20 protein-coding genes are annotated in these 20,639 nt (G+C 59.8%); 11 read left to right on the top strand and 9 right to left on the bottom strand.

The window, feature by feature from the left end; translation table 11 throughout:
- Nucleotides 1-48 precede the first annotated feature (48 nt).
- Both FIV05_RS10715 and FIV05_RS10710 read left to right on the top strand, forming a co-directional pair.
- Entirely contained in the window at nucleotides 49-738 is a 690-nt protein-coding gene (locus FIV05_RS10715; protein ID WP_152509546.1) for a M50 family metallopeptidase, read from the top strand.
- Between the two features lie 69 nt (nucleotides 739-807).
- On the top strand, nucleotides 808-1,056 hold the full coding sequence (locus FIV05_RS10710; protein ID WP_152509545.1) for a DUF1272 domain-containing protein: 249 nt from the start codon (nucleotides 808-810) through the stop codon (nucleotides 1,054-1,056).
- Between the two features lie 9 nt (nucleotides 1,057-1,065).
- Here FIV05_RS10710 and FIV05_RS10705 read toward each other — a convergent pair whose 3' ends face one another.
- From FIV05_RS10705 to FIV05_RS10690, 4 genes are all read right to left on the bottom strand, one after another.
- Complete coding sequence (locus tag FIV05_RS10705) at nucleotides 1,066-2,859, bottom strand: TRAP transporter fused permease subunit (protein ID WP_286202285.1); 1,794 nt, start codon at nucleotides 2,857-2,859, stop codon at nucleotides 1,066-1,068.
- Between the two features lie 233 nt (nucleotides 2,860-3,092).
- A complete protein-coding gene (locus tag FIV05_RS10700; protein WP_075282849.1) occupies nucleotides 3,093-4,049 on the bottom strand; it encodes a TAXI family TRAP transporter solute-binding subunit in 957 nt (318 codons plus the stop codon).
- A 208-nt stretch (nucleotides 4,050-4,257) separates the two neighbouring features.
- Nucleotides 4,258-4,998 (bottom strand): cell cycle transcriptional regulator TrcR, encoded by a 741-nt coding sequence (locus tag FIV05_RS10695; RefSeq protein WP_152509544.1) that lies wholly within the window; start codon nucleotides 4,996-4,998, stop codon nucleotides 4,258-4,260.
- Nucleotides 4,999-5,153: 155 nt separating this feature from the next.
- On the bottom strand, nucleotides 5,154-6,158 hold the full coding sequence (locus FIV05_RS10690; RefSeq protein WP_152509543.1) for an NAD(P)H-quinone oxidoreductase: 1,005 nt from the start codon (nucleotides 6,156-6,158) through the stop codon (nucleotides 5,154-5,156).
- Between the two features lie 183 nt (nucleotides 6,159-6,341).
- Here FIV05_RS10690 and FIV05_RS10685 point away from each other — a divergent pair, with 183 nt between their 5' ends.
- Nucleotides 6,342-6,539: a DUF1192 family protein gene (locus FIV05_RS10685; RefSeq protein ID WP_023003488.1), complete on the top strand. Its 198-nt coding sequence runs from the start codon at nucleotides 6,342-6,344 to the stop codon at nucleotides 6,537-6,539.
- Between the two features lie 414 nt (nucleotides 6,540-6,953).
- Nucleotides 6,954-7,493: a DUF1465 family protein gene (locus tag FIV05_RS10680; RefSeq protein ID WP_023003489.1), complete on the top strand. Its 540-nt coding sequence runs from the start codon at nucleotides 6,954-6,956 to the stop codon at nucleotides 7,491-7,493.
- A 375-nt stretch (nucleotides 7,494-7,868) separates the two neighbouring features.
- Here FIV05_RS10680 and rpmE read toward each other — a convergent pair whose 3' ends face one another.
- Nucleotides 7,869-8,093, bottom strand: a complete 225-nt coding sequence (rpmE, locus tag FIV05_RS10675) for a 50S ribosomal protein L31 (RefSeq protein ID WP_006932159.1) — start codon at nucleotides 8,091-8,093, stop codon at nucleotides 7,869-7,871.
- 319 nt (nucleotides 8,094-8,412) lie between these two features.
- Here rpmE and FIV05_RS10670 point away from each other — a divergent pair, with 319 nt between their 5' ends.
- Nucleotides 8,413-10,221, top strand: coding sequence for an ABC transporter transmembrane domain-containing protein (locus FIV05_RS10670; RefSeq protein ID WP_077291755.1), 1,809 nt, complete (start codon nucleotides 8,413-8,415; stop codon nucleotides 10,219-10,221).
- A 65-nt stretch (nucleotides 10,222-10,286) separates the two neighbouring features.
- Here the strand turns inward: FIV05_RS10670 and FIV05_RS10665 are convergent, their stop codons facing one another.
- Complete coding sequence (locus tag FIV05_RS10665; RefSeq protein WP_055661189.1) at nucleotides 10,287-11,078, bottom strand: 3-oxoacyl-ACP reductase family protein; 792 nt, start codon at nucleotides 11,076-11,078, stop codon at nucleotides 10,287-10,289.
- A 135-nt stretch (nucleotides 11,079-11,213) separates the two neighbouring features.
- A complete protein-coding gene (locus FIV05_RS10660; RefSeq protein WP_152509542.1) occupies nucleotides 11,214-13,121 on the bottom strand; it encodes a propionyl-CoA synthetase in 1,908 nt (635 codons plus the stop codon).
- 185 nt (nucleotides 13,122-13,306) lie between these two features.
- Here FIV05_RS10660 and FIV05_RS10655 point away from each other — a divergent pair, with 185 nt between their 5' ends.
- Both FIV05_RS10655 and FIV05_RS10650 read left to right on the top strand, forming a co-directional pair.
- Nucleotides 13,307-14,071 carry a sulfite exporter TauE/SafE family protein gene (locus FIV05_RS10655; RefSeq protein WP_023003494.1) on the top strand — a complete coding sequence of 255 codons (765 nt, stop codon included), beginning with the start codon at nucleotides 13,307-13,309 and terminating at the stop codon, nucleotides 14,069-14,071.
- Nucleotides 14,072-14,273: 202 nt separating this feature from the next.
- The gene (locus FIV05_RS10650; RefSeq protein WP_152509541.1) at nucleotides 14,274-15,908 is read left to right on the top strand and encodes an acyl-CoA synthetase; all 1,635 of its coding nucleotides are present in this window, start codon (nucleotides 14,274-14,276) and stop codon (nucleotides 15,906-15,908) included.
- A gap of 58 nt (nucleotides 15,909-15,966) precedes the next feature.
- Here FIV05_RS10650 and FIV05_RS10645 read toward each other — a convergent pair whose 3' ends face one another.
- Nucleotides 15,967-16,146, bottom strand: a complete 180-nt coding sequence (locus FIV05_RS10645; RefSeq protein WP_031270536.1) for a DUF465 domain-containing protein — start codon at nucleotides 16,144-16,146, stop codon at nucleotides 15,967-15,969.
- 355 nt (nucleotides 16,147-16,501) lie between these two features.
- Between FIV05_RS10645 and FIV05_RS10640 the strand changes: the two genes are divergently transcribed.
- The 3 genes from FIV05_RS10640 to FIV05_RS10630 all read left to right on the top strand — a co-directional run bounded on the left by FIV05_RS10640 (nucleotide 16,502) and on the right by FIV05_RS10630 (nucleotide 18,466).
- Complete coding sequence (locus FIV05_RS10640) at nucleotides 16,502-16,708, top strand: DUF465 domain-containing protein (protein WP_023003497.1); 207 nt, start codon at nucleotides 16,502-16,504, stop codon at nucleotides 16,706-16,708.
- Between the two features lie 148 nt (nucleotides 16,709-16,856).
- Nucleotides 16,857-17,345, top strand: a complete 489-nt coding sequence (gene purE, locus FIV05_RS10635) for a 5-(carboxyamino)imidazole ribonucleotide mutase (RefSeq protein ID WP_055661187.1) — start codon at nucleotides 16,857-16,859, stop codon at nucleotides 17,343-17,345.
- A 29-nt stretch (nucleotides 17,346-17,374) separates the two neighbouring features.
- Nucleotides 17,375-18,466, top strand: a complete 1,092-nt coding sequence (locus tag FIV05_RS10630; RefSeq protein WP_152509540.1) for a 5-(carboxyamino)imidazole ribonucleotide synthase — start codon at nucleotides 17,375-17,377, stop codon at nucleotides 18,464-18,466.
- Between the two features lie 91 nt (nucleotides 18,467-18,557).
- Here the strand turns inward: FIV05_RS10630 and FIV05_RS10625 are convergent, their stop codons facing one another.
- Nucleotides 18,558-19,955, bottom strand: a complete 1,398-nt coding sequence (locus tag FIV05_RS10625; protein ID WP_062487024.1) for an MATE family efflux transporter — start codon at nucleotides 19,953-19,955, stop codon at nucleotides 18,558-18,560.
- A 403-nt stretch (nucleotides 19,956-20,358) separates the two neighbouring features.
- On the opposite strand from FIV05_RS10625, the gene rpsU reads away from it, so the two are divergent.
- On the top strand, nucleotides 20,359-20,586 hold the full coding sequence (gene rpsU, locus FIV05_RS10620; RefSeq protein WP_008188883.1) for a 30S ribosomal protein S21: 228 nt from the start codon (nucleotides 20,359-20,361) through the stop codon (nucleotides 20,584-20,586).
- Nucleotides 20,587-20,639: the final 53 nt, after the last annotated feature.

Genomic DNA, 20,639 nt, shown 5'->3' with positions numbered 1-20,639 from the left:
GGGCATGCCGGCTTGACTTTTCCGCCCTCAGACGGGTTTTTCAAATTCATGCAGATCCTCAAAGGCCATTGGCAGCTCATTCTGATCACGGCGGTCATGTTCCTCTTCTGGAACACGATCTTTGTTGTGCCGCTGAAGATCCTGATCGTCTATCTGCATGAATTGTCCCACGCGCTGGCGGCCATCCTGACCGGTGGTTCCGTTGAGGAAATCTCTCTCTCGCCCTGGCAGGCTGGACATGCGATTACGCGCGGTGGCAGCCGGTTCCTGACGTTGACGGCCGGGTATCTCGGCTCGCTCGCCATCGGCATGGCACTCTTGATGATTGCCCTGAAAACAAATGCGGACCGCATTGTGCTGGGCCTGCTCGGCGCCTTCACCTTGCTGGTCGCGCTGCTCTATATCCGCGATCTCTTCGCCCTCGCCTTCTGCATCGGCACGGGCGTCGCCATGCTGGCGGCAGCGAGGTATCTCAGTGTCACGGTCAACGACCTGATCCTGCGCGTCATCGGCCTGACCAGCATCCTCTACGTACCTTTCGACATTTTCGACGACACCATCCGTCGCTCAGGTGCCCGTTCCGATGCCTACATGCTGGCGGAAGAGTTTGGCGGCCCCACGATTTTCTGGGGTGCACTCTGGCTGCTGGCAAGCCTCGCCATCATCTACCTGTGCCTCAGACACGGCCTCGGGAAGAGCAGCAACGTCGATTTAGGAAAGCGCGTTCAAAAGGGCTAGCGATTGCCGCTTGACCTGACCGACCGCAACGGATCACCCTTGGCGGACAAATCCTTACCGGAGACCGCCATGCTGGATCTGCGTCCCAATTGTGAATGCTGCAACAAGGACCTTCCACCGGAATCAGAAGAGGCCTTTATCTGTACTTTCGAATGTACGTTCTGTGCGGACTGCGCCCAAAATGTCCTGCATGGCGCGTGCCCCAACTGCGGTGGCAATTTTCAGCAACGCCCAATTCGGCCGGCAGCAGCCCTGCTTCGCCATCCAGCTTCGACACAACGGATTTTCAAGCCGGAAGGCTGTGGCCAGAGCACCTAGGGCGACTGCCTAGAGGAGATTGCCCCCGACAAAGATCACCAGAAGGCCTGCACCGCTTGCAGCCAGCCTCTGCAGGGGCTTCCTGAAGCCTATGACCCCGTAGGAGACCAGGCCCAGCCCGAGGCCGATCTTGGCCGCGGCAAGCAGCGCCGGCAGCGGGCGGGCGGCAAGCTCCAGGACCGCCGGATTGGCGACCATGGCCAGAGGAATGATGTAGAGGCCAATGCCGAGCGCCATGGCGGAAAGAGCGACCTTCAGCCAGTTTTCGCCAATCATCCCGGCGGCGATGAAGACGGCTCCGCAGACCGGTGGCGTGATGGTCGACAGCAGCGCGAACCAGAAGACGAAAAGATGCGCCTGCAAGGGCTCCAACCCCTGCTGCATCAAGGCCGGTCCGGCAACGGAAACACAGATGACATAGGCCGCGGTCGTCGGCACTTCCATGCCGAGGATCAGACAAGCAAGCGCGGTCAGGAACAAGGACGGCCACAGGTAACCGCCCGACCCGGACAGGATGAGCGAGGTGATCTTGACGCCGAGCCCGGTAATCGCCAGCACGCCGATGATGATCGATGCACAGACAATGATCGCCGCGATGACCGATACCTGACGGGCCGAGTTCAAAGCCGCGTTTTCCAGCCGCAGCAGGATGTCCTTGAGTGCAAAGGTGCCTCGGGCGTTGAAGAAAAGCAGCGCGAACCCGGCCAGAATGGCAATGCAGGCAGCATATTGCGGTGTATAGCGCGCGACGAACATGCCCCACAACAGCACGGAGAACGGCACCAGGAAGAAGGCTGAGGTAATGGCCACCTGGCGCATTTGCGGCTGATCGCCCTGATCGATGGCAGCAAGGTCATACCGCTTGGCATAGGCATTGATGCCCACCCAGACCGCGAAGAAATAGAGGATTGCCGGCAGCAAGGCCGCTGCCATGATCTGGGTATAGGGCACCCGTGTCAGCTCCACCATGACGAAGGCCCCTGCCCCCATCAAAGGCGGCATGATCTGGCCGCCGGAGGACGCAACCGCCTCGACGGCTGCCGCCAGTTTTTTCGGGTAGCCGAGCCGCGTCATGGCCGGAAGAGTGATTGCACCGGTGGAAGCCACATTGGCAGACGCGGAGCCTGAAATGGAGCCGAACAGCGCCGAGGACAACACGGACACCTTGGCCGCACCGCCCTTGAGCCGGCCTGCCGCAGCAGCAGCGACGTTCATGAACCCTTGTCCGGCTTCCCCGGCATTCAGAACAGCGCCGAAAATCACGAAAATGGCGACCACGCCCACCGAGACACCGGTCAGGCTTCCCCAGACCCCGCCTTCAGCAATGGTCAGCGTGCCGAGAAAACTCGCAAGCGGCGTGCCGGAGTGACCGAATTCACCCGGAATATGCTGACCGAACATGCCATAGGCCAGTGCCAGCGCCGCCACCACCGGCAACGGCCAGCCGATTGCGCGACGCGCACCTTCAAGCACAACCAGCAACAGGACACCGGCCATCCAGAACTGGAAATCACCTTCCAGAAAACCGTATTGGTCCGAAAGCGCAGACTGGTTGGCCACGATCCACAAACAGACGGCCACACCTGCAGCACACAGCACAGCACCGCTCACGCGCGTGAGAAAGCCACCTTTGGCAAAGATGAAGATCCATGGCAGGGCAAGTGCAAGATGAAGTGGCCGGCTGACGAGGTTCGGCACCAGGCCGGAGAAGATCAGCCCGAGATGAAATACGACAAGCGCCGTTGCGAGAAGAAGCATGGCCATTCGCTGGAAGGGCGATGTCGCGGTGTCACCACTGATCATGGGCTGGTATTTCTATCTGGTTGCGCAGCTTGTCGGCCGAAGGGGCGACATGCCGCTGCACGGTTTCAATCTGTCAGAGCGCTCTCCTGCGCAAGGCAGGGAACTGATGCTTTTGGACAATCCTGGAAGGGTCCGGTGGACGATTTCCTCCGGACCAGTATGTCTGCTCGAACGATACGGGGCGCCATTTTCCGGCAGATCCTGCCATGGCGCCCCGCGTTCGGTGTCGTGATTTACTTCTGGGCGTCGGTCAATTCGATGCCGGCTTCCTGATAGTAGCGTGCGGCACCCGGGTGGATCTTGCCGGTGATATTGGCCATCAGTGCCTGGTCGACACCGTTCCACCACGGGGCTTCTTCGCCCATCTTGGCTTTTTCGTCCCAGAAGGTCTTGGTCAGGGCATAGGCTGTGTCGTCGTCCATGGCGCTGGTCGTATAGGCAACGACCGGCAGCGAAGTGGTGACGATGTCCTCGGCCTGACCAGCATAGGTCCCGGCCGGAATGACCAGTTTAGAACGCTTGGTTTCGGCAATCTGGTCGTCGCTGAGAGAAAGCACCGTCACGTCCGCGGAGGCAGCCGCCTCGATAACATTCGGCGCGGGCCAGGAACCGGCGGTCACGAAACCATCGATCTGACCATTCTTGAGCGCGGCAACCGCATTGGAAAGTTCCGCGTCAGCGATGTTCACCTTGCCTTCGAGGCCGAACATCTTCAGATATTTTTCGCCTTCCGTCGCACCGAAGGAGCCCTTGCCGAGAAGGATCGTCTTGCCTTCCATGCCGGCAAAGTCGGAAACACCGCTATCGGCCGACATGACGAAATGCATGGTCAACGAAGGGATCGGGAACAGGGCACGGATTTCGTCGAATTTCGGATCGCCCTTGCCTTCGAACATGGCCTTGCCACCCTGGGCAAGGGAAACGAGCGCTGGCGGCGTCGTGAAGACATAATCACCACCGCGCGCCTTGGCTTCCATCACGTTCTGAACGGATCCCTGGCTTTCTTCCACGGTGACAATCATGTCGCCGTTGCTGCCGGCCTTGATGGCTTCCGCGATCTGGACGCCCATCTGGTAATAGGATGAACCGGTCTTGGCGGATTTATAGGTGATCCGCGTTTCCGCGTGGGCCTGGAACGAGCCAAGGGCGAGGGTCAGGCCAAAGGCAAGTTTCAAAAGTCTGTAGGTCATGAGCGTCTCCCGAATTTTTCAGGAAGATTATTGTGTGATCCTCAGCGTGGCAACGCGTTTTCATATGATCTGGGTACGGCTCATGTCGAAAATTCAACCATTCCACACCCTGGGCGGGCAAGCCGGAAACATGCGTCTGGAAGGTCAAATAAAAACCGCCGGCTGAACTCAGCCGGCGGCTCCAGAATTTGCAGAAAGCAGGAAGCGATCAGCGGTTTTCGTCGTCTTCTTCGTCTTCGTCCTGAGTTTCGCTCTTCAGCGAGTTCAGTTTGGCGAACACGGCATCGGCGTCGATTTCCTCTTCTTCCTCGCGCTGGATCGGCTTGGACGGATCGAGCGAGAAAGCAGCTGCGATAGCGTCTTCGCTGGTGCTGTCTTCGACGGACATCAGGGTCTCGTTGACTTCGCCTGCCATCGGCAGCGGAGCATTCTTCGCAGCCTTTTCGACTTCCATGTCCAGCTCAAGCTGGCTGCACAGGCCCAGGGTAACCGGGTCGGACGGCGTCAGGTTGGCAGAGTTCCAGTGGGTCCGGTCGCGGATTGCGGCAATGGTCGGCTTGGTGGTGCCGACAAGGCGCATGATCTGCGCGTCCTTCAGTTCCGGATGGTTGCGCACCAGCCACAGGATCGCATTCGGCCGGTCCTGACGACGGGACACCGGCGTGTAACGCGGTCCCTTGCGCTTGGATTCAGGCACGACCACCTTCGAACCCTGAAGCTTCAGCTGATAGTTCGGGTCTTTCTGAGCCTTTTCGACTTCTTCGCGGGAGAGCTGGCCGGTCAGGATCGGATCAAGGCCCTTGATCCCCTGTGCGGCTTCGCCATCGGCAATTGCCTTCACTTCAAGCGGGTGCAGTTTGCAGAAGGAGGCGATCTGAGTGAAACTCAGCGCGGTATTGTCCACGAGCCAGACGGCGGTTGCCTTCGGCATAAGCGGCGTGTTCGCCATCAGATAAATTCCTCTCGTCTGCTCCCTCGCCCGGCAGGGCGAAAAAGCGGTGTTCCTTGATCAGTTTCCTGGAAAGTGGCCGGAATATATGTCGAAAAACACGGAAACGCAAATACTCGCGTAACAATCGCGCAGTTGCAGGTTTCCATCCGGCATCAGCCATCCACCGTCAGGACGATTTTTCCAATATGGCCAGAGCCTTCCATACGCCGATGGGCTTCCGCAGCCTCGGCCAAGGGGTAGGTGGAATCCATCACGGGCGCGACTTTGCCCGATTCGAGCAGAGGCCAGACCTTCTCTTTCAGGCTTTCGGCAATTGCCGTCTTGAACGCATCGCTGCGTGGACGCAGCGTCGAACCCGTGTGGGTCAGGCGCTTGACCATCAGGCGAGAGAAATTGACGTTCTCCGCAATGCCGTTCAGCGTCGCGATCTGGCAGATACGTCCTTCGACCGCTGCGGCTTTCCAGTTCCGTTCAACATAGTCACCACCGACCATGTCCAGGATCACGTCAACCCCTTCGCCGCCCGTGATCTCCAGGATCACCTTTTCGAACTCCGCTTCACGGTAGTTGATGGCGTGGTCCGCGCCGAGCTTTTGCACCGCCTCGGCCTTTTCCGCAGACCCGACGGTGGTGAAGACTTCGGCGCCGAAAGCCTTCGCGAGCTGGATTGCCGTTGTGCCGATACCGGACGTGCCGCCATGCACCAGGAAGCGCTCTCCGCTTTTCAGGCCACAGCGATCGAACACATTGGTCCAGACAGTGAAGAAGGTTTCCGGAACGGCTGCGGCCTCCACCATGGAAAGCCCCTTGGGAACCGGCAAGGCATGTCCTTCCGGCACCTTGCAGTAGGTCGCATAGCCGCCGCCAGGGGCGAGCGCCGTTACCTTGTCACCGACCTTGTGCCGACCTGCTCCCTCGCCCAGAGCCACCACTTCGCCAGCGACCTCTAGCCCCGGCAGATCGGACGCGCCCTTCGGCGGCGGATAGGCCCCCTTGCGCTGCAGGACATCCGGCCGGTTGACACCGGCAGCCGCCACCTTGATCAGGATCTCACCTTGTCCCAATTCGGGAATGGACCGCTCTTCAACGCGCAGAACCTCCGGTCCTCCGGGCTCTGAAATGGCAACGGCGGTCATGCGATCCGGCAGATTCTGCATAGAGGCGTTTCCTTTTTTGGTTCATTTTGGGACTGGCTAGGCCAACTGTGCCTGGCATATGGTAAATCGAGCGTCTGTCTATTTGCAGGAAAACAGCCCGGCGAGGCAACTGCCAGGGCCTGGGTTAAATAACGGCCGGAAACGCGGCCGGACCCCGATCTGGGACCGCAGAGGAGGAAACCGATGAACCTGTTTGATGAAGATGTCCCCAAAAAATCACCACTTGGCGCGGTTACCGTAGGGGAAGAACTGTCTCGTCTTTCCGAGGCGGAGCTGCAGGAACGGATCGAAGCTCTGAAGGGTGAAATTAACCGTACCCAGAAGGAGCTTGAGCAACGCGGCACTATTCGCGATGCAGCCAACTCAATTTTCCAGAAGTGACCCTGTAAATTATTACAGAACTTGAGTTTATGTCCTTTTTTGACACGCACTTACAGTAAAGCTGATAGGTAAAAATTTACTCGTTTACCTCTTATTAATCTTTCTAAAATATAAACATAGCTATCCAGTCATCTGGATGTGAGTGGCTCCTGTCCACTCTGTTTGACGCCTCCCTGTTAAAGACTCAGAGCCGCAACCAAGCGGCTCTTTTTTTTGCCAACGCCTCATAGTATCTTGTCAATGTTCTGGTTAATGGCCGTTTACCTGTCCGTTTGGCACGCGCTTTGCTGGATACAGGCCATGAAGACCTGCATCGTTCCAAAAAGGAACACCTGAAACGGGATGTCATATCCCGGGACAGACCAAGAAGAGATGGCAGGATAACCGGAAGAGTAATTGAGGCTTAGCAATCCTATGACGGACGACATCAAAAAAGCCGGTGACACAGGAAGCGCAGTTCATATCGCGCATCACCTTGCCAGCTCCGACAGCTTCCAGAGCCTGTTTCAGGAAGGCATGTCGCTGGTCGAGGAAACCGCAATGTACCTTGACGGCAACGGCCGCGAAGAAGCCAAGCAGCTTCCGCGCCCTGCCTCCCTCGCCTATGCGACGGAATCCATGCGTCTGACCACCCGGCTCATGCAGCTGGCCTCCTGGCTGCTGCTGCAGCGTGCGGTCAACGAGGGCGAGATGTCCCGTGAGCAGGCCGGCAGCGAGAAGAACAAGGTTCGCCTCGACAAGCTGTCCACAGCCGCGGGCGGCCCAACCTGGACTGATCTGCCGGAAACGTTGCGCGAGCTGGTTGACCGCTCTTCCCGGCTGCAGGAACGCGTCGTCCATCTCGACAAGATGCTGTACCGCAAGGACGCAGAGCAGGTCGAGGAAGCCACGAACGACAATCCGGTCGCTTCCCAGATCAACAAGCTGCACGCCGCATTCGGCAAGTTCGGCTAAGTCCGATCAACCTCTTTCGAATTCGAAAAGCCGCCGCAAGGCGGCTTTTTGTTTTGGGTGAGCCTGCGCCGGATCCCAGTAAAGCCCCAGGATGCCTCCCGAGTATCGAAGCGTAGATCCGAAGCCTATATTCAACGCCGAGTGCCGAAGCGCCAGGGTTTGCTGATGAAGGTCAACACGCTCCAGTTTTCTGGCCAAGTCACCTGTCAGGTCTCTGCTCAGCTCTCTGGCCAGCTCTCAGGAGACGGGTAGACCCCGGATCTCGCCGTGTTCGCCCGGGGTGACATTGTACCTGCTGTGCTTCCTGCGGACCTCAAAACACAAAAAACCCGGCCAGAGGCCGGGTTTTTCGTTTGAAACTGTCGTGGCTGAAGCTTAGGAGCCCAGGAAGCCAGCGAACTTGTTCTTGAAGCGGGACACACGGCCGCCGCGGTCCATCAGCTGACGGTCACCACCGGTCCATGCCGGGTGGGACGTCGGGTCGATGTCGAGCGTCAGGGTGTCGCCTTCCGCACCATAAGTGGAGCGGGTGGTGTATTCGGTGCCATCGGTCATGACGACCTTGATGGTGTGGTAGTCGGGATGAATATCCGCTTTCATGGCCGGTCCTTTCAAGCGCCCTGTGACAACCTTCCGGGAAAGCCGCCAAGCAAACGCAAAACGAAATGAGGGGCCGCCGATCCGGTTGCGGACGCCGCCCTCAGAAACATGAGGCGGGGATATACCCCATGGAAGGAGCCAAGACAAGGGGCAAATTCCGGCAATTTCCAGCTATCTCCGGCAAAGGATTTCAACCCCTCGCCGACGCGGCCCGCTTTCCTCCGACAAAGCCCTTTTAAAGCTCTTGGCGGCTTTGTCCAAAGTCATTGTCCGCACTGCGGAACATGCTAAGACGGGAAGGAACAACAAGGAGACCCCAGTGGCCGACGCCCCTGCCAACGAAACCCAATCCCCATCCGGAAAGTCCCGCAGATCGCTTCGCCCGCTTACCCGGCTGCTGCCGTATCTCTTCCGGCACAAGACCATGGTTGCAGCGGCAGTCGCAGCCCTGTTCTCGGCCGCCGTCATAACGCTTGTTCTTCCTGCGGCGGTCCGCCGGATGATCGACTTCGGCTTCGGCGCCGATGACCCCGCGCTGGTCAATTCCTATTTCGCCGTGCTGATCGGCGTGGTGTGCGCTCTCGCAACTGCCAGTTCCGTCCGCTATTTCCTGGTCATGTGGATTGGCGAACGGGTCGTCGCCGATGTGCGCTCCGATGTCTTTGCTCATATGACCAGGCTCAGCCCGGTCTTTTACGACAGCGCCAAATCCGGGGAAATCCTGTCGAGGCTGACGGCCGACACCACCCAGATCAAGGCTGCCTTCGGCTCCAGCGCGTCACTTGCCATGCGCAACCTGATCATGTTCCTGGGCGCTGCGGTGATGATGGTCGTCACCAGTCCAAGGCTTTCCGTCATCGTTCTGGCAGCTATCCCGGTCATTCTCATTCCCATTCTCGGCTTCGGGCGTCAGGTGCGCAGAAGGTCTCGCTTTGCCCAGGATACCCTTGCTGAAGCATCAGCCTATGCAAGTGAGATGTTGGGCTCGGTCCGCACGCTTCAGGCCTTTACCCATGAAAGCCGCAGCGCAGGCCGCTATGCAGATGCCGTCAATGCCGCCTTCCAGGCTGCCCGTCAGGCAATCGTGGCCCGCGCTGCGCTGACCGGCTTTGCCATCATGGTGATCGGGGCCAGCATCGTCGCCGTCCTCTGGATCGGTGCCAGCGACGTCTTCTCCGGCAGGATCACGGGTGGTGAACTCAGCCAGTTCCTGCTCTATTCCATTCTGGCGGCTGGATCCCTGGCTGCCCTCTCCGAAGTCTGGGGCGAACTTTCACAGGCAGCCGGCGCGGCAGAGCGCCTGTCGGAACTTCTGGAAATCCAGCCGGAAATCGCCGCACCTGAAAACCCGGTCAGCCTGCCCGAGACGCCGCGCGGCGAGATCGTCTTCCAGGATGTGTCTTTCGCCTATCGCAACGCGGAGAAAATGCCCGTCGTCCGCGACCTCAGCCTCACCATATCGCCGGGCGAAACCGTGGCCGTGGTCGGACCTTCAGGCGCAGGCAAGTCGACCCTCTTCAGCCTGCTGATGCGTTTCTACGATCCCGTCTCGGGTGACATCCGCCTCAATGGCGTTGCCCTGCCGGACCTCGACCCGGAAGACTTGCGCCGCCATATCGCACTGGTGCCGCAGGACACGGCTATCTTTGGCGCCAGCATTGCAGAGAACATCGCCTACGGACGGCCGGACGCCAGCCAGGAAGAAGTCATCGCCGCCGCGGAAGCAGCGCTTGCGGCCCCCTTCATCGAGAAGATGTCGGACGGCTACGACACCATTGTCGGCGAACGCGGCATTACTCTTTCCGGCGGCCAGCGCCAGCGCATTGCCATCGCCCGTGCCGTCCTGAAACACGCCCCCGTGCTGCTGCTGGACGAAGCCACAAGCGCGCTCGATGCGGAAAGCGAAAACCTGGTCCAGCAAGCCCTCGACCGGCTGATGGAGAACCGGACCACGCTGGTGATCGCACACCGGCTGGCAACGGTTCTCAAGGCAGACAGGATCGTGGTGATGGAAAACGGCCGGATTGTCGAAACCGGGACACACGGCGAACTGACCGCTGCCGGTGGCCTTTATGCCAAACTGGCGAGGCTCCAGTTTGGTGCCGAGCTGGACGCGGAAACCGCATAGCCCGTCAAACGTGAAAAGGGCGGCATGATTGCCGCCCTTCTTGGCTGATGAATGCCGATGTCGGATCACGCGTCGTCGGGAACCGCGACCGTGTAGTTGAGCGGCATGCGGCCGCCGTCGGCGAAGATCGTCTGACCGGTAACATAGCTGGCATCGCTGGACGCCAGGAAGGCGGCGACGCTGGCGATTTCGGACGGTTCGCCGACGCGCAGCATCGGCGTCCGCGACAGGATGCGGTTCTTCGCCGCCGGATCGCTGTTCACCGACGCCAGCATCTCGGTCATGATCGAGCCCGGCCCGATGGCGTTGACACGGATGCCGTACTGGGCAAGCGACAGGGCGGTCGTCTTGGTCAGCTGCGACATGCCACCCTTGGAAACGCAGTAGGGGATCTGGTTCGGGATCGCGAGCACCGAGTTGACCGACGACATGTTGACGATGCAGCCCGGCTCGCCACCGTTCTGAACCTTCTCCACCATGTGGCGGGCAACGGCCTGCGAGCACAGGAAAGCACCCTTCAGGTTGATCGACAGGACGCGCTCAAAATCCTCTTCTTCCAGGTCGAGGAAATCCGCGCCGACCACGATGCCGGCGTTGTTGACCAGCACATCGATGTCGCCATAGGCGTTCAGCGTTTCGGCAACCAGATTGCGAACGTCCAGACGTTCAGCGACGTTGCAATGGATGTACATTGCCTCGCCCTGCGATTTCAGATCTTCAGCCGCGGCTTCACCGGCTTCGTCATCCACATCGGCAATCACGACCTTCGCGCCATCGGCGACAAAGCGCTTGGCGACTGCAAATCCGATCCCACGGGCTGCCCCGGTAATGATGGCGACCTTATTCTCCAAAGACACGGAAACCTCACGGCTGCTTGAGTTTAATTCTGATGCGCAAATAGTGCGGGCCGCTTCGCGGCGGCCCGACATTAAGTGTCAAAAACGGCTGTGTCGATGGCTGTTATCGCCCTCCAGCAACGTCACCTGGTCAATTCAGACGGAAATTCCGTGTGTTTTGAGCGCTTCTGTAATCTCGTCCAGGATTGCCGGATCATCGATCGTGGCCGGCATTTTCCAGCTTTCTCCGTCGGCGATCTGGCGCATGGTGCCTCGAAGGATCTTGCCGGAACGCGTTTTCGGCAACCGGTCCACGGTGATCGCGATCTTGAACGCCGCCACCGGGCCGATCTTGTCGCGCACCAGCTTGACAAGCTCCTTCTCGATCTCGTCGTGGGTCCGGTCGACACCGGCTTTCAGAACAACGAACCCGCAGGGCAGCTGGCCTTTCAGCTTGTCTGCAATGCCGATGACGGCACATTCGGCAACATCGGGATGCGTGGCCAGCACCTCTTCCATGCCGCCCGTCGACAGTCGGTGGCCGGCAACGTTGATGATGTCGTCGGTCCGCGCCATGATCGACAGATACCCGTCGTCATCAATGATCCCGGCATCCGCGGTCTTGTAGTAACCGGGGAACTCGGCGAGATAGGCATCGAAGAACCGCTTGTCCGCGTTCCACAAAGTCGGCAACGAACCCGGCGGCAGCGGCAGTTGCACCACGATGTTGCCAAGCGTATTGGCGCCCAGCGGATGGCCGGCATCGTCCAGCACCTGAACGTCGTAGCCGGGCATCGGCACGGTGGGTGATCCCGGCTTGACCGGCAACTGACCGAGACCAACCGGGTTGCCGACGATGCACCAGCCGGTTTCCGTCTGCCACCAGTGGTCGATCACCGGCACCTGCAATTGGTCGATGGCCCAGTTGACCGTTTCAGGATCCGCACGCTCTCCCGCCAGGAACAGGGACCGGAACTGGGACAGATCGTATTTCTGGATCAGCTCGCCTTTCGGGTCTTCCTTGCGAATCGCCCTGAAGGCGGTCGGCGCCGTGAACAGCGAAACGATGTTGTGGTCGGAAATAACCCGCCAGAACGTTCCCGCATCCGGCGTCCCCACAGGCTTGCCCTCGAAGACGATCGTGGTGCAGCCGTGCAATAGCGGCGCGTAGCAGATGTAGGAATGGCCGACCACCCAGCCCACGTCTGATGCTGCCCAGAAAACTTCCCCCGGCTGAATGTCGTAAAGGTTCTTCATCGACCATTTCAGTGCCACCATGTGGCCGCCGTTATCGCGAACGACGCCCTTGGGCTGACCGGTCGTGCCGGAAGTGTAGAGGATATAGAGCGGGTCGGTTGCTTTCACCGGAACCGGTGCGATCCTGCGCCCGGCCGCGACAGCATCTGCCTGAAGAGCACCGAGATCGTGGTCCCTGCCCGCTTTCAGGTCCGCCGTCAGTTCCTCGCGCTGGAAGACGAGGCAGCTGCCCGGCTTATGCCTGGCAATATCGATGGCCTGATCGATCAGGGGCTTGTAGGCAATGACGCGGCCCGGCTCGATGCCGCAGGATGCTGCGATGATTGCCTTCGGGGTCGCATCATCGATTCGCGTTGCCAGCTCGTTTGCGGCGAAGCCGCCGAAGACGACGGAATGAATGACACCAAGACGCGCGCAAGCCAGCATCGCCATCACGGCCTGGGGGATCATCGGCATGTAGATGATGGCCCGGTCGCCCTTGACGAGGCCCTGGTCGGCCAGCACGCAGGCCATGGCCTCCACTTCTTCCAGAAGCTCCGCATACGTGTAGCTTGCTGTCCGTCCGGTAATCGGGCTGTCGTAGATAAGTGCCGGCTGGCCGGGACGACCGCGCTCCACGTGCCGGTCCAGGCAGTTGTAGCAGGTGTTGCACTCCCAATCCGGATACCAGCGGCCATATTGCCCTTGATCAGGATCGAACACCTTGTCGCCCGTCGAGACCCAGTCGATTTCCTCAGCGGCCTCTTTCCAGAACCCGAGCGGATCCTGTTTCCAGCCCTGGTAGATCTCGTGATACCGGCTTGCCATGACAATGTCCTCCCAAACACAAGCCCGGAGCCACAGCTCCGGCTTTTGCGGTCTAGAGTGCTGTAAGGGAACCCGAAATTGCAAGCCTCCGCTTATAGGCAATTCGGCCTTCGGGACTTTACGTAAGCACTCTGGCATGATTGTCTGCCGGGCCTGTCCGTTCTACTCCTCGCGTTTCTCAGCACATGATCCCAATTACTGATCCCTGGTTCTATGCGGCCGCCATTCCGTCGGTCTTTCTGGTCGGCCTGTCCAAGGGCGGGTTCGGCGGCACTTTCGCCATGCTTGGAGTGCCGATCATGGCGCTCGTCATTTCGCCGCTGCAGGCTGCCGGCATCATGTTGCCGATCCTGATCGTGATGGACATTGTTGCGCTGATTGCCTATCGCGGCCGTGCTGACTGGAAAACCCTCAGCATTCTTCTGCCCGCGGCCGTGATGGGCATTGGCATCGGCTGGGCCACGGCCGCCTATGTCAACGACTCCTTCGTCATCTTCCTGATCGGCATAATGTCCCTGGCCTTCGTCGCCGACTATCTCTTCAAGCAGCGCAAGATCACCACCGCGAGCGGCCACAATCTGCCGAAGGGCACGTTCTGGGGCATGATGGCAGGCTTCACCAGCTTCATCAGCCACACCGGCGGCCCACCCTTTCAGATGTACATGCTGCCGCTGCGCATGGCGCCCATGCTGTTTGCCGGAACGGCGGTCATCTTTTTCGCCACCGTGAACGCGATCAAACTGGTGCCCTATTTCCTGCTGGGACAATTCGACGCCACCAACCTGTCGACTTCCGTCACGCTGTTTCCAGTGGCGCTGGTGGCAACTCTTGTCGGTGTCTGGCTGGTGCGCATCGTCAAGGCGGAAATGTTCTACGCCATTATCTATATCTTCATGGGCGTGATCGGCGCCAAGCTGACTTATGACGGAATTGTCGGCCTTCTTGCCTGACATGGCGCGCGGGGTGGATCGTCTAAGGGGATACCCCCGCCAATGACCAATTGCACGGCAAACCGTTTCCGGTTTTGATACGGCCAAAATCAACCGGTCACCGTGCCTTCCCCCCAACGTGGCGGAGGGTACCAGATTGGTCTCAAGACGTTTTTGGCATCCCGTTCCCATCTGCTGGCGGGATGCTTCAGGGAGGATGGTCATGGATGCCAGCGTCAACCCCTTCGCCCGGGGTCTCGACAAGAACACCGCCAATTATGCACCGCTCAGTCCGCTGAGCTTCCTGGCAAGGGCGGCGGATGTGTTTCCGGACACGGTTGCGATCGTCCATGGTCGTCAGCGGACCGACTACCGGACCTTTTATCGGCGGGCGCGCCGGCTTGGATCCGCATTGACGCGGCTCGGAATCGGCAAGAACGATACGGTCAGCGTCATGCTGTCCAACGTGCCGCCGATGCTGGAAGCCCACTACGGGGTGCCGATGACCGGTGCGGTTCTGCATTCCATGAACACACGCCTCGACGCCGCTATCATTGCCTTCCAGCTCGACCATGCCGATTGCAAGGTGCTGATCACCGATCGTGAATATGCGCCGGTCGTCAAGGAAGCCCTGTCGATTGCGACGGTGACACCTACCGTGATCGACTTTTCCGACACGGAATTTCCGCAGGAAGGCGAACGTCTCGGCAGCCTCGACTATGAGGAATTCGTGCAATCGGGCGACCCGGACTTTGCCTGGTCGCTTCCCGATGACGAATGGGATGCGATCGCGCTCAACTACACCTCCGGCACCACGGGCAATCCGAAGGGCGTGGTCTACCACCACCGCGGCGCCTACCTGCTGGCCCAGGCGAATGTGATTACCGCCTCCATGGCCAAGCACCCGGTCTACCTCTGGACCCTGCCGATGTTCCACTGCAACGGCTGGTGTTTTCCCTGGTCCTTGTCGCTTGTCGCCGGAACCCATGTCTGTCTGCGCTGGGTCCGCCCGCAAACCATGTGGGACCTGATTGCCGATGAAGGCGTCACCCATCTGTGCGGCGCGCCGATCATCATGTCGACGCTCCTCAACGCAGCGCCCGAGCACAAGCGCGATCTTGACCGCGAAGTGGAATTCTTCACCGCCGCCGCCCCGCCGCCGGAAAGCGTGCTCGCTGCCATGAAAACCGCCGGTTTCAACGTCACCCATCTCTATGGCCTTACGGAAGTCTACGGCCCGGCGGTCGTCAACGACTGGAAGGTCGAATGGAACGACCTGCCGCTTGCCGAACAGGCACAGAAAAAGGCACGCCAGGGCGTACGCTATGTCGCGCTGGAAGGTCTGACGGTGCTCGACCCGGAAACGCTGGAGCCAGTGCCTGCCGATGGCGAGACCCTTGGCGAGGTCATGTTCCGCGGCAATGTCGTGATGAAGGGCTACCTGAAAAACCCGGAAGCGACCGAGAAGGCCTTCAAGGGCGGCTGGTTCCATTCCGGAGACCTCGGCGTCCTGCATCCCGACGGCTATGTCCAGCTGAAGGACCGGTCCAAGGACATCATCATCTCCGGCGGCGAGAACATCTCCTCCATCGAAGTGGAAGAAGTGCTCTACAAGCACGCCGACGTGCAGGCCGCGGCTGTGGTGGCGAAACCGGACGAGAAATGGGGCGAAACCCCTTGTGCCTTTGTCGAGTTGAAGGACGGTTCAACGGTTAGCGAGGCCGACCTGATTGCCTTCTGCAGGCAGCACCTTGCCAGCTTCAAGGCTCCGAAGACTGTTGTCTTCTGCGAATTGCCCAAGACCTCGACAGGCAAAATCCAGAAATTCGCCCTGCGCGAGCAGGCAAAGGCGCTCTAGGGGCTGAAAACAAAAACGCCGCGCAATGCGCGGCGTTCAATCTCAGAGGAACTGCCCTCTAATGGAGCGTTTCCTTTTCCCGTATTCGCGTAATCTCATCCTTGATCTTGAGCTTTTGACGCTTCATGTCAGCCAATTGCAGGGAGTCTGTACTCGGATGTAACTGAGCGTCTTCAATCTTGCGTTCCATTTCCGCGTGACGGCGCTCAAGTTCTGCGAGATGCGACTGCATTGACATGGATAACCTCCTGTCTGTTGGCTCAACATTTTCATCGTGCCACAGGAATTCCGGCGTTGTCGATTGTTCTTTGCGCATAGCTTGAGCGTTTCGCCGTCAAATTATGCATTCTCGCTGCTATCCTTAGGAAACCCTGAAGAAGCGGCCCCAATTAAGACACTTAAAACTCACGAAAATTACCCTTGAAAGATTTGCCAGTTCACAAGTTTTCAACATACGAAATCGTGACCTGCACCCCGGTTCGCGTGACGAAAGCAAGGGACTTTTGAAAACCGGCCACCGGCTGGCCTAAGATGATATCTTGCCCGTCATCGGCAAAATGGATTAGGACTTATCTCCTGTTTGGGGGACATAGATGGCGCAGATGGATAGTGATGCGTTGCGTTTGCAACTGGCGCAGCTTCGCCAGGAACACAGAGATCTTGATGCGGCCGTCGAGGCACTCGCCTCAACTTCGAACCAAGATGCCTTGCAGCTGCAGCGGCTGAAGAAGAAGAAACTGATGATCAAGGACCGGATCACGGCACTTGAGGATCAGCTGTTCCCGGACATCATCGCCTGAGCTTGCCTGCCAGCGCGTTTCCCGCATCGGCACCATGCACCCCGAATGTGAATTTCCGACACGAAATCTGCCGATTCGCGCTTGCGATGCGCGGCGCGCTGCCTATACTCCGCGGCTCTTCTGAGCCCGCCGGAAACTGGAGCATTTTATGGCCAAAGCGGATGTCGCCATCATCATGGGAAGTCAGTCGGACTGGCCGACAATGAAACACGCCGCCGACACGCTGGACCAGCTCGGTGTCAGCTACGAGGCACGCATCGTCTCTGCCCACCGCACGCCGGACCGGATGTACGACTTCGCCAAGAGCGCAAAGGCCGAAGGCTTCAAGATAATCATCGCAGGCGCAGGCGGTGCAGCCCATCTTCCGGGCATGACCGCGGCCCTGACGCCGCTGCCCGTCTTCGGTGTTCCGGTCGAAAGCAAGGCGCTTTCCGGCGAGGACAGTCTCCTGTCCATCGTGCAGATGCCCGCCGGCATTCCGGTCGGCACGCTTGCCATCGGCAAGGCGGGTGCCACCAACGCCGCCCTGCTGGCCGCTGCCGTCCTGGCCCTGCATGATCCGGCAATCGACGCCGCCCTCACCGCCTTCCGCGCCGAGCGCACTGCCGCTGTCGCCGAAACGCCATCCAACGACTGAAATAGCCCGACGCGGGCAGGATCCATACCATGAACGCCAAAACCCGTTTGAGCCCAGGCGACACCATCGGCATCCTTGGTGGAGGCCAGCTCGGCCGGATGCTGGCACAGTCGGCCGCCAGCCTTGGCCTGAAGACACATATCTTCTGCCCGGATCCGAACAGTCCCGCTTTTGACGTCAGCGCCACCTTCACGGTTGCGCCCTATGAGGACATCGACGCGCTCGACCGCTTCGCCTCTTCCGTCGACGCCGTCACCTATGAATTCGAAAACGTGCCGGGCCCGACGGCTGCCCATCTCGACGCCAAGGTTCCGGTGCGCCCGGGTGTGCGTGCGCTTGAGGTTTCGCAGGATCGGCTGTTTGAAAAGCAGTTTCTCTCCGGTGCCGGTGTTGCCATTGCCGACTTCGCCGACATTGCCTCGCAGCAGGATCTCGATGAAGCCGTCGCGCGTTTTGGCGGACAGGGTGTTCTGAAGACCCGCCGCTTCGGCTACGACGGCAAAGGGCAACAGATGATCCGCAAGCCCGAGGATGCCGACGGCGCCTTCGAAAAGCTCGGCGCGGTGCCGATGGTGCTCGAAGCGCTTATCCCCTTCGAATGTGAAGTCTCCGTGATTGTCGCGCGGGACCTGGACGGCGGCATTGCCTGCTACGACGTTGCCCGGAACCACCACGAAAACCACATCCTGAAAACCTCGACTGTTCCGGCCGGCGTCTCGCAGGCAACGCTGGACGCAGCCCGTGCGATGGCCGGGAAGATTGTTGCCGGTCTGGATTACGTCGGCGTCATGGGCGTTGAGATGTTCCTGGTGCGCGAGGCTGCGGGCGAAAGACTGCTGGTCAACGAGATTGCACCGCGCGTTCACAATTCCGGACACTGGACGCAGGACGCCTGCCTGACGTCCCAGTTCGACCAGCACATTCGTGCTGTCGCCGGCTGGCCACTGGGCTCCGCCGAGCGGCATTCGGATGCCGTCATGGAAAATCTCATCGGCTTCGACGCCGACAGCTGGCAGGAGGTTCTCAAGGAACCCGCTGCCCGTCTGCATCTTTACGGCAAGGCCGAAACCCGAGAAGGCCGCAAGATGGGCCACGTCAACTGGATCTCGGAAAAGTCCTGAACAGGACCATCTGAAAAGCATTGAAAAAGCCCCGGACACAAGCCGGGGCTTTCTGGTTTTGACGCCGATACGTTGCCAACACGGGGCTGGCTCAGCCGGGCACGAGACCCAGCTTCTCCCGCCGGGCAAAGCGCAGGTTCGCCAGCACCGCGACGGAGGCAAGGCCGCCCGCCAGGCCGCACCAGACACCGACCCCGCCCCATTCGGCGACAAAACCCAGTCCAAGCGACAGGCTGATGCCGACGACCCAATAACCAAACAGGGCGTAGAAAAGCGGTATCGTGGTGTCGCCCAGGCCGCGCAGGTTATTGACACCGATAATCTGGCCACCATCGGCAAGCTGGAACAGTGCCGCGACCGTGAGGAACGAGACGCCATAGGCCATCACTTCCCTGGCTTCAGGGTCGCTGAGGTCGAGATATGCACCCACCAGCTGCTCCGGGATCGTCCAGAACAGAATGGCAAAAAGACCCATGAACAGCATGGTCACGACCAGCGCGGTCCAGCCGGCGCGGCCGACCCCCTTGTGGTCGTCCCGCCCGGAAGCAAGGCTGACGCGGGTCATGGCGGCCACGGACAGACCGACAGGCACCATGAAGGTGATGGATGCGATCTGCAGGGCGATGCCGTGACCGGCGAGCGGCAGCGTGCCCAGCCAGCCGATCATCACCGACGAGGCCGTGAACAGGGAGCCCTCTGCAATGATTGTCAGTGCAATCGGCGTTCCCAGCCGGACGATCTGGAAGAAGACAGGCCAGTCCGACCGCCAGATACGGCCCAGAATGTTGTAGCGCCGAAGCCTGGGGTGCAGCACGGCATACGCCAGCAGGAACAGGAATGTCGTTGTCGCACTGATGACCGAGGCAATCCCCGCCCCAACCAGTTCCAGGCGCGGGAAACCGAGTTCGCCGAAAATCAGCACATAATCCAGGAACGCGTTCGCGATGGCACCGGCAATCGTCGCCCAGAGCACCACCTGCGTCCGCTCCATTACGGTCAGGAAGCCGCGCACGGCCATGATCAGCAGAGCCGGCAACATGGTCCATTGCAGATAGACCATGTAGACCCCCGCGAGCCTGGCCAGTTCCGGCTCCTGCCCCAGCATCAGCAGGATAGGCTCGATGAAGATCAGGATGCCCCAGACCGGGATGCAGAACAGGACGGAAATCCAGAAGCCCATGCGCACGGCCCGGCGCAGGTCGCGCAGCTTTCTCTGGCCACGGGCGCGGGCGGCAAGCGGAATCACCGCCTGCAGCACACCCATGCCGAAAAACCAGACCAGCATGTAGAAATTGAAGGCCAGCACGGAGGCAGCAAGCTCCTGCGCGCCGAGACGTCCGATCATCAGAACGTCCGTGGTATTGATGGCCATCTGGGCCAACTGGGCCCCGGCAAGCGGCAACCCCAGAGAAAGGGTAGGCCGTATGTCGCTCCGCCAAAGGGACTGGCTCTTGTCCGAATCGGGAGCCCTTGACGCGTTCTGCGCCATTGTTTCCTCCAACAATGTGGGCAAGGTCACGCCTTCTTGCACGAGGCTCTTTTGACCGGGGTGAGACATCCACCTCTAGTCGTGATACTGTCCGGTGTCCACACTTGTTCTACGGGTTGGGGACACGCTCCGGCGCAGGTGCCGGAATCCGATTTTGGCGGGTTTCTTTGCGAATGCCTGTGGACACATAGGGTTTGCTCTGGTATTAAGCGCGCCAAAGTGAGCGACGCGTCAGCGGCGATAAGGTCTCTGTACACAAGTGGATGCTTGATTGATCGGTAAACCGATGGGCATCCGCATGTGTTTTTGAAACCACCGTAAGGTTCGTTGGCGAAGCCTCGCTTCCATCATGGTTATTCTTGCTGCGGATCCTCTGCAGCGCATCGAAAACGGGAAAAAACGCGTGCAGGTTCTGGTTCGCGACAACAATGTCGATCAAGCGCTGAAGGCGCTCAAGAAAAAGATGCAGCGCGAAGGCATCTTCCGTGAAATGAAACTTCGCGGTCACTTTGAAAAACCGTCTGAAAAGAAGGCGCGTGAAAAGGCTGAAGCAATTCGCCGTGCACGCAAGCTGGCTCGCAAGCGGGCACAGCGTGAAGGCCTGCTCCCGGGCAAGTCTGCTCGCCGCTAAGTTCGGCTTGAGCGTTTCTGGCGGATTTGGCCGCCAATCTTCTCAAAACTGCC

The organism is Labrenzia sp. THAF191a (assembly GCF_009363335.1).
GTDB classification, from domain to species: domain Bacteria; phylum Pseudomonadota; class Alphaproteobacteria; order Rhizobiales; family Stappiaceae; genus Roseibium; species Roseibium algicola.
Note: the sequence above shows the minus strand (reverse complement) of the source record. Positions and strands in the feature narration are given on the sequence as shown.

Excerpts from the sequence above, each read along its gene's own strand:
- FIV05_RS10650 (WP_152509541.1), top strand. The coding sequence starts at position 14,274 with ATGGATGCCAGCGTCAACCCCTTCGCCCGGGGTCTCGACAAGAACACC.
- FIV05_RS10700 (WP_075282849.1), bottom strand. The coding sequence starts at position 4,049 with ATGACCTACAGACTTTTGAAACTTGCCTTTGGCCTGACCCTCGCCCTT.
- FIV05_RS10710 (WP_152509545.1), top strand. The coding sequence starts at position 808 with ATGCTGGATCTGCGTCCCAATTGTGAATGCTGCAACAAGGACCTTCCA.
- rpmE (WP_006932159.1), bottom strand. The coding sequence starts at position 8,093 with ATGAAAGCGGATATTCATCCCGACTACCACACCATCAAGGTCGTCATG.
- FIV05_RS10680 (WP_023003489.1), top strand. The coding sequence starts at position 6,954 with ATGACGGACGACATCAAAAAAGCCGGTGACACAGGAAGCGCAGTTCAT.
- FIV05_RS10640 (WP_023003497.1), top strand. The coding sequence starts at position 16,502 with ATGGCGCAGATGGATAGTGATGCGTTGCGTTTGCAACTGGCGCAGCTT.
- FIV05_RS10685 (WP_023003488.1), top strand. The coding sequence starts at position 6,342 with ATGAACCTGTTTGATGAAGATGTCCCCAAAAAATCACCACTTGGCGCG.
- purE (WP_055661187.1), top strand. The coding sequence starts at position 16,857 with ATGGCCAAAGCGGATGTCGCCATCATCATGGGAAGTCAGTCGGACTGG.
- FIV05_RS10690 (WP_152509543.1), bottom strand. The coding sequence starts at position 6,158 with ATGCAGAATCTGCCGGATCGCATGACCGCCGTTGCCATTTCAGAGCCC.
- FIV05_RS10655 (WP_023003494.1), top strand. The coding sequence starts at position 13,307 with ATGATCCCAATTACTGATCCCTGGTTCTATGCGGCCGCCATTCCGTCG.
- FIV05_RS10705 (WP_286202285.1), bottom strand. The coding sequence starts at position 2,859 with ATGATCAGTGGTGACACCGCGACATCGCCCTTCCAGCGAATGGCCATG.
- FIV05_RS10660 (WP_152509542.1), bottom strand. The coding sequence starts at position 13,121 with ATGGCAAGCCGGTATCACGAGATCTACCAGGGCTGGAAACAGGATCCG.
- FIV05_RS10630 (WP_152509540.1), top strand. The coding sequence starts at position 17,375 with ATGAACGCCAAAACCCGTTTGAGCCCAGGCGACACCATCGGCATCCTT.
- FIV05_RS10695 (WP_152509544.1), bottom strand. The coding sequence starts at position 4,998 with ATGGCGAACACGCCGCTTATGCCGAAGGCAACCGCCGTCTGGCTCGTG.
- FIV05_RS10625 (WP_062487024.1), bottom strand. The coding sequence starts at position 19,955 with ATGGCGCAGAACGCGTCAAGGGCTCCCGATTCGGACAAGAGCCAGTCC.
- FIV05_RS10645 (WP_031270536.1), bottom strand. The coding sequence starts at position 16,146 with ATGTCAATGCAGTCGCATCTCGCAGAACTTGAGCGCCGTCACGCGGAA.
- FIV05_RS10715 (WP_152509546.1), top strand. The coding sequence starts at position 49 with ATGCAGATCCTCAAAGGCCATTGGCAGCTCATTCTGATCACGGCGGTC.